Annotated in this window: 1 protein-coding gene; it reads right to left on the bottom strand. The window is 32.3% G+C overall.

Translation table 11 applies throughout. The features are described from left to right. Window positions 1-716 (bottom strand): TrbJ/VirB5 family protein (locus BN338_RS09600; RefSeq protein ID WP_039761724.1); only part of this gene is annotated, 716 nt, incomplete at its 3' end. Between the last annotated feature and the right edge of the window lie 204 nt (window positions 717-920).

Genomic DNA, 920 nt, shown 5'->3' with positions numbered 1-920 from the left:
GTTTGCAATTTTATAGCCTCATTCTGGAAAATGGAAAGTGTACCTTCCATGTAGGATTGTAATTCTATGATGGCTTTCAAATCCAATGGAGCTGCTATCATAGAGAAAACATTTTGAATATTTCTAAAACGATTTTTTATTTCCCCAAAAACTTGCAAACTTACGGCTTTATCTACAATCGCTGCGTATTGACTGCGCTCTTCGATAAATTGACGTGCGTCAGAAACTGAAAGGAGACTAAGATCTTGGTTGATAATAATGTCTTCCATTTTAGTCTTTTTGGAGTCTGTATCATCGTTTAAAGAGCTGCTTTTAAATCCACTTTTGTCGTAGATGGATTTTGGATTTTGAAAATAATCAACACCTATATTAATTCTTGGTATAATATCCGATCTACGAGATCCTGTTATGGATTGATATATTTTTCCTGTTTCTTTAAGTTGCTTTTTTGTTTCGTCAAGTTGTCGGTTTAAGACAGCGATAAATGATGATATAGGAAAGGGGGGGGCCTTTTCTTGTAGAAGTGCTACCTTTTCTATTGCAGGATCTTTGGGAGGATCTTTAGGAGGATTATTATTACTTGTGCCCCAAAGTAGACTCCACCAATTTGCTCCCGGTTTGGATAAGTCTACGACTCCTGAATTCACAAAACCCATTGCTGGGTTTTGAATCCCTAAAGTGACAGTTATTGCTATTAAAATAATAGTTTTTTTCATGTTACTTTTTACTTTTCTCTTTTGATTATTTTATATACTCTAGAATTTCTGTTATAATTTTATTTTGATTACAAATTATATGATTTTTAATTATTGTATTTTTTGAATTATTGCTTATTGAAAACTCATTGTGCAGTGTCAATATTTCTTTTACGCTGTTAAATTTTTGTTATCTAACCTTTGTAGTAAAAAACTTTTGTAGCA

The organism is Bartonella queenslandensis AUST/NH15, assembly GCF_000312585.1.
Classification (GTDB): Bacteria; Pseudomonadota; Alphaproteobacteria; order Rhizobiales; family Rhizobiaceae; genus Bartonella; species Bartonella queenslandensis_A.
The sequence above is the reverse complement of the archived record's forward strand: the minus strand, read 5'-3'. Positions and strand labels throughout refer to the sequence as shown.